General features: G+C 70.9%; 3 protein-coding genes. All 3 read left to right on the top strand.

The features are described from left to right. The coding region (locus EIO58_RS11045) for an FHA domain-containing protein (RefSeq protein WP_164861644.1) at positions 1-396 on the top strand (396 nt) is incomplete at its 5' end. A gap of 27 nt (positions 397-423) precedes the next feature. Further along, the gene (locus tag EIO58_RS11040; RefSeq protein WP_127819584.1) at positions 424-5,001 is read left to right on the top strand and encodes an FtsK/SpoIIIE domain-containing protein; all 4,578 of its coding nucleotides are present in this window, start codon (positions 424-426) and stop codon (positions 4,999-5,001) included. 14 nt (positions 5,002-5,015) lie between these two features. Next, positions 5,016-5,894 carry a hypothetical protein gene (locus EIO58_RS11035; RefSeq protein ID WP_127819583.1) on the top strand — a complete coding sequence of 293 codons (879 nt, stop codon included), beginning with the start codon at positions 5,016-5,018 and terminating at the stop codon, positions 5,892-5,894. Positions 5,895-6,186: the final 292 nt, after the last annotated feature.

The raw sequence follows: 6,186 nt of genomic DNA, 5'->3' as shown, positions 1-6,186 counted from the left end.
CCCGCCGCGCCGGCCCGCCGGTCGCAGCCCGACCCCGCGCCGGCGGTGACGCCCGCCGTGACCGAGGCGTCCGCCGACCTGACGCTCGACGACGGCGGGGTCATCGAGATCGTCGGCAGCGGCATCCTGATCGGTCGCGATCCCGCGACCTCGCCGGGCGAGCCGCGCCTCGTGCCGGTCGCCATCGCCGACCCGTCCATGTCGGTGTCGAAGACCCATCTCGCGGTGCTGCGGGTGGATGCCGGCCTCGTCGCCATCGACCTCGGCTCGACCAACGGCACCGCGATCGTCCGGTCAGGCGCCGAGCGCGAGCTCACCCCGCGCGAGCACGTCGCGCTGCGCGACGGGGATACGATTCGGCTCGGAGACCGCCACGCCCGCCTCCGCATCGGCTGACGCCGGCATCCGCACGAGGAATCCCACATGAGACTCAAACTGACGCTCCAGCGGCGCGACGACCAGCGCACCGACATCGTCGTCACCTCCGACACGACGGCGACCGTGCAGGACGTGGCGCGGCGCATCGCGGAGGCCGACCCGGCGCGCGACGTCGTGGCATCCCCGGACGACGTCCTCACCCTGCGGGTCGCACCGCCGACATCGGCGGCGTACCAGCTCCTCGAACCTGAGATGCTCGTCAGCGACGCTGCCGTCGGCTCGGGCTTCGTCGCCTCGATCGTCAACCTCGGTCCCGGCTACGTCTCGACCCGTCGCGCCGGAGCGCCGGCCGCCGCCGTCCTGTACGTCGTCGCAGGACCCTTCGCAGGCCGCGAGTTCCAGCTGCCCCGCGGCCACTTCACGATCGGCCGCGCCGCAGGGACCGACATCGTGCTCGACGACCCGCTGATCTCCAAGCGCCACGCGCGCATCGAGATCGGCAGCACGGTGGAGATCGTCGACCTGAACTCCGCCAACGGGATCGTCGTCGACGGCGGGCTCGTGCAGCGCCTGCGCGTCATCCCGGGGCAGCGCTTCATGCTCGGAGACACCGAGCTGGTCGTGCAGATGGTGCAGGACTACGCGCCCGCCGACCCCGACCCGGTACTCGAGCGCGGCGGTTCGCTGCTGTTCAACCGCAGCCCGCGGGTCGAGCCGCGCTATGTCGGCGAGGAGCTGCCGGAGCCCCGGATGCCGAAGGATCCGATCTCGCGGCTCTTCCCATGGCCGATGCTGGTCGCACCGATCATCCTCGGTGTGTCGATCTTCGCGATGACCGGACAACCGCGCTCCCTCCTGGTGGTGCTGCTGTCGCCGCTCATGCTGCTCGGCAACTTCATCTCGCAGCGGACGCAGGTCGGCCAGCGCGTGAAGAAGGAGGCCGAGGTCTTCGAGCGCACGTTCGAGGAGCTCGAAGAGACGCTCTACCGCGAACGTCCGCGCGAGCGCGAGGTCCGCAACGCCGAGGTGCCTCCGGTGGCGGTCGTCTTCGAGCAGGCCATGCGACTCGGGCCGATGCTGTGGACCCGGCGCCCCGAGCACTGGAACTTCCTCGCGGTGCGCCTGGGCACGTCCGAGGCGCCGTCCCGCACCAGCGTCAAGCACTCCGACAACCCCGACGCGCTCCAGGAGTACGTCGACCGTGTCGAGCGTCTGCGCGAGCGGTACCGGATGATCGACGGCGTGCCCGTGCTCGAGTCGCTGCAGAGCGTCGGGGTCATCGGCGTCGCCGGGCCCGCACGCGAGGCAGCTGACGCGCTCCGCGGGCTCAGCGTGCAGCTGTTCGGGTTGCACTCGCCGAACGAGCTGGTCGCGGTCGCTCTCACCGAGCCGCAGTGGGCGCGCCAGCTGGAGTGGCTCAAGTGGCTCCCGCACACCACCAGCGAGCGCAGCCCGTTCCGCGACATGCCGCTGTCGGACTCTGCCTCCACCGGTGCCGCCCTGCTGTCAGGGCTCGAAGAGCTCGTCATGCGGCGATCGAAGGCGGCGTCGTCGCCGCGGCTCCCGCTCGACGACGACTGGGATCCGATGCGCTACGGCACGGACGTGCGTCGTGCCGCGGAGGATGCGACCTTCCCCGGACAGACCGCGGTGCTCGTGATCGTCACCTCCGATGCGCCGGTCGATCGCGCGCGGCTCACGCAGGTGCTCGAGCGCGGCGCCGACGTGGGCGTGTACGGCATCTTCGTGGCGCCCGTCGTCGAAGCCCTCCCCGCGGTCTGCCGCAGCTTCGTCGACGTCTCCCGCGGACTCGAGGCGGCACAGGCCGGCACGGTGCGCAGCGGCGTGGAGTACCCGCAGACGGTCGTCGAGGGTGTCTCGAACGAGCTCATGACCGTGCTCGCCAAGCGCCTGGCCCCGGTCGCGGACTCCAGCACGGTCATCGAGGACTCGTCCGACATCCCGAACTCGGTCATGTTCCTCTCGCTCGTAGGTTCCGAGATGGCCGCCGACCCGTTGTTCGCCGTCGAGCGATGGCGCGAGAACAACACGATCCTCGACCGCTCCGGCGCGGCGCTGCCCCGACTGAAGAAGGCGGGCAACCTGCGCGCCATCGTCGGTCAGGGCACGGCCGACGCGATGACCCTCGACCTGCGCACGCAGGGCCCGCACGCGCTCGTGGGCGGCACGACCGGCGCCGGCAAGTCCGAGTTCCTGCAGGCGTGGGTGCTGGGCATGGCGGCCGCCCACAGTCCGGATCGCGTGACCTTCCTCTTCGTCGACTACAAGGGCGGATCGGCCTTCGCCGACTGCGTCGAGCTGCCCCACTGCGTCGGGCTCGTGACCGACCTGAGCCCGCACCTGGTACGTCGCGCCCTGACGAGCCTGCGCGCCGAGCTGCATTACCGTGAGCACCTCTTCAACCGCAAGAAGGCGAAGGATCTGCTCGAGCTCGAGAAGCGCCGCGATCCCGACACGCCTCCGGCCCTGGTCCTCGTCATCGACGAGTTCGCGGCACTCGCCGGCGAGGTGCCCGAGTTCGTCGACGGGGTCGTCGACATCGCGCAGCGCGGCCGTTCGCTCGGCATCCACCTCATCATGGCCACCCAGCGGCCCGCGGGCGTCATCAAAGACAACCTGCGCGCCAACACCAACCTCCGGGTCGCGCTGCGCATGGCCGACGAGTCGGACTCGAAGGATGTCGTGGACGACCCGGTCGCCGCGCGGTTCGACCCGAGCATTCCGGGGCGGGGCATCGCGAAGACCGGTCCCGGGCGCCTGGTGCCCTTCCAGTCGGCGTACGCGGGCGGCTGGAGCAGCGACGAGGCCCCGACCGCCGACGTGAGCGTCGCGGAGCTGCGATTCGGATCGGTGCAGCGGTGGGAGCTGGACGACAAGGGCGACGACGCCGCACACGACGTCGACCCCGGACCCAACGACCAGAAGCGCATCGTGTCGACCCTGATCGCGGCGGCCCAGCGGGCGAAGATCCCCGCGCCCCGCCGCCCGTGGCTCGACGACCTCGAGACCACCGTCGACATCCGGGCGGTGCGCGCGGGACGCGCGGGGTCGATCCTGCTCGGCAAGAGCGACATCCCCGAGCGCCAGCAGCAGGAGGCGGTCTACTTCGAGCCCGACCGCGACGGCTCGCTCCTCGTCTACGGCACGAGCGGCTCCGGCAAGTCGACGGTGCTCCGCACCGTCGCGATCTCGGCCGCGATGGGCCGGCGGCCCGAGAACGTCGCGGTGTACGGCCTCGACTTCGGGTCGGGCTCGCTGAAGAGCCTCGAAGTGCTGCCGCACGTCGGCTCGATCATCCCCGGTGACGACGCCGAGCGCGTCCAGCGCATCATGCGCTCGCTCGGCCGCGTGCTCGACGACCGGGGCAAGCGCTTCAGCGCCGCCAACGCGTCCAGCGTCGCGGAGTACCGCGAGCTGACGGGGCGCGACGAGTCGCGCATCATCCTGCTTCTCGACGGGCTTCCGCAGTTCCGCGCCGAGTGGGAGACGACGACCGCGCGGATGCCGTTCTATCAGGCGTTCATGCGGATGCTGGGCGAGGGCCGGCCCCTCGGCGTGCACGTCGTGGCGACCGCCGACCGTTCCGGGTCGGTGCCCACCGCCGTCAGCTCGAACGTGTCACGCCGGGTCATCCTGCGCCTGTCGGACGAGAACGCCTACTCGCTGCTGAACGCGCCCAAGGACGTGCTCGACGAGCGCTCCGCTCCGGGCCGCGCCATCGTGGACGGATTCGAGACGCAGATCGCGGTGCTCGGCGGCACGCCGAACGTGGCCGAGCAGACGAAGCTGCTCACCCAGTGGGCCGAAGAGCTGCGCACCCTCGGCGCGCGCGAGGTCGACGAGATCGGCTCGCTCCCCACGCGGCTGCCGTGGACGTCCCTGCCAGACCGCATCGGCCAGTTCCCGTCCCTCGGCATCGCCGAGGACACCCTCGCCGCACGCGACTTCGACCCGGTCGGCACGTTCGTGGTGTCGGGCCCGCCGACGGCGGGCAAGACGAACGCCATGAAGGCGCTGATCACGTCGATGGTGAGGTTCGACCCGGCGGTGAAGCTCTTCCACTTCGGCGGTCGCCGCTCGCAGCTGAAGGACTTCGCGCCGTGGATGCGCAGCGCGACGACCGTCGACGACGCGAAGGAGCTCGCCACCGAGCTCGCCGAGCTCGTCGCCGACGAGGCGCTGAAGGCCCGCATCATGATCGCGATCGAGGACGTGCCGCAGTTCGCCGACTCGCCCGCCGAGCGCCCGCTCAAGGCCCTCTTCCAAGCCGTGAACCGCAGCGAGCACCTCCTCATCGGCGATGCCGACGTCACGCAGGTCACGAGCGGATTCGGCCTCATCGGCGACTTCAAGGGCGGCCGCAAGGGCATCATCCTCAAGCCCGACGCGTTCGACGGCGACGCGGTCTTCAAGGTGCCGTTCCCGAAGGTCAAGCGCGGGGACTTCCCCGAGGGTCGCGGCATCTTCGTGCAGGCCGGCCGGCAGGTGACCGTGCAGCTGCCGCTCGTCGAGGCATCCACGCTGCCGGTCGAGCCGGCGGCCGCCGGCACGCCCGCGAGCACGGTCACTGCATCCGTCGCCGCCGATATCCCCAACGTCTAGAGAGGCGATGTCCCATGGCCAAGCCGATGCCCGTGCGCCTGGACGGCCACGCCCGCGAGATCGTGGAGGTGGCGCAGCGTGCGCGTGAGGTCATCGCACGCGATGCGGAGTTCTCGCGGAACGTGCTCCCCTCGATCGCATCTCTGGGGCGGACCCGCCGGGAGCATGCGAGCAGCGCACAGCACGGGGCGCCGGCCCCCGCGGCACAGCAGCCGCGTCCGGCGTCGCGCTTGCGGCAGGTGGTCTGGTCGGTCGTCTTCGGCGTCGGCCTCTTCGGCGCCACGGTCTCAGCGGCGCTCATGTACCCGCCGATCCGGCGCATCGTGCTGGAGCCGACGATGGCGGTGCCGCTCCTGATCGCGGCGACGCTCACGGCCTTCGTCGCCCTCGCCGTCGCCCTCATCGTGCGGTCGTCGCCGCGTTCGGCCGCTGCGGCGTCGGTGCTCGCCGTGATCGTCGCGCTTGCCCTCGTGGCCGCGGTGGTCTATCGGATCGCGGTCGGCACGACAGGTGGCACGTCGTACACGCAGGAGCAGCTCGCCCTCTGGTCCGTGGCCGCCGCCGTCATGCTCGCCGAGCTCGTGCTGCTGATCGTGAAGCTGCGACGGACAGCGCGCCGGTCCGAGGCGGCGGACGGTGTGCGGTGGAAGGGAGATCCGGACTACCGGCGCGAGTCCGAACGACTGCGCGCGTACGCGGCCGAGCTGGCCGCCTTTGAGCCGGACGACCCTTCGTCCCGCGAACGGCTCCACGGCGATTGGGAATCAGCGCTGTCCTCCCTGAGGGTCGCACCCGAGACGCTCCAGCAGGCACGCCGGGTCGGTCCGGTCGCCTGGCTGGTCTGGGCGGCATACGACGGCGAGATCGACATCTCGCGGGTGCGCCTGGGTTGAGATCCGCGGTGACCGTGGGATGGGGAATGGTCCCCATCGTGGGGGTCGGTTGGTGTCGGTTAGGTTCTGAGTGTCGGCCCGGTGGGGGTCGGGTTTTCTGAGTGAGGGAGTTGACGATGCCCGATTTCGGTGCTTCGTACGCGGGAATGGAGCAGGTGGCGTCGTCGCTGTCGCAGGCTCGTGATGACATCCAGGGTCAGCTGGACGCGTTGAAGTCGCAGGTGGACACGCTGCTCGGCGAGGACTTCAAGACGCAGCACGCGTCGGGCAAGTTCGGTGAGGGCTACTCGGA

It is taken from the genome of Microbacterium sp. CPCC 204701, from assembly GCF_004010105.1.
Classification (GTDB): Bacteria; Actinomycetota; Actinomycetes; order Actinomycetales; family Microbacteriaceae; genus Microbacterium.
The sequence above is the reverse complement of the archived record's forward strand: the minus strand, read 5'-3'. Positions and strand labels throughout refer to the sequence as shown.

What these genes read in the sequence shown, in the direction of transcription:
- EIO58_RS11040 (WP_127819584.1), top strand. Translation starts at nt 424, where the DNA reads ATGAGACTCAAACTGACGCTCCAGCGGCGCGACGACCAGCGCACCGAC.
- EIO58_RS11035 (WP_127819583.1), top strand. Translation starts at nt 5,016, where the DNA reads ATGGCCAAGCCGATGCCCGTGCGCCTGGACGGCCACGCCCGCGAGATC.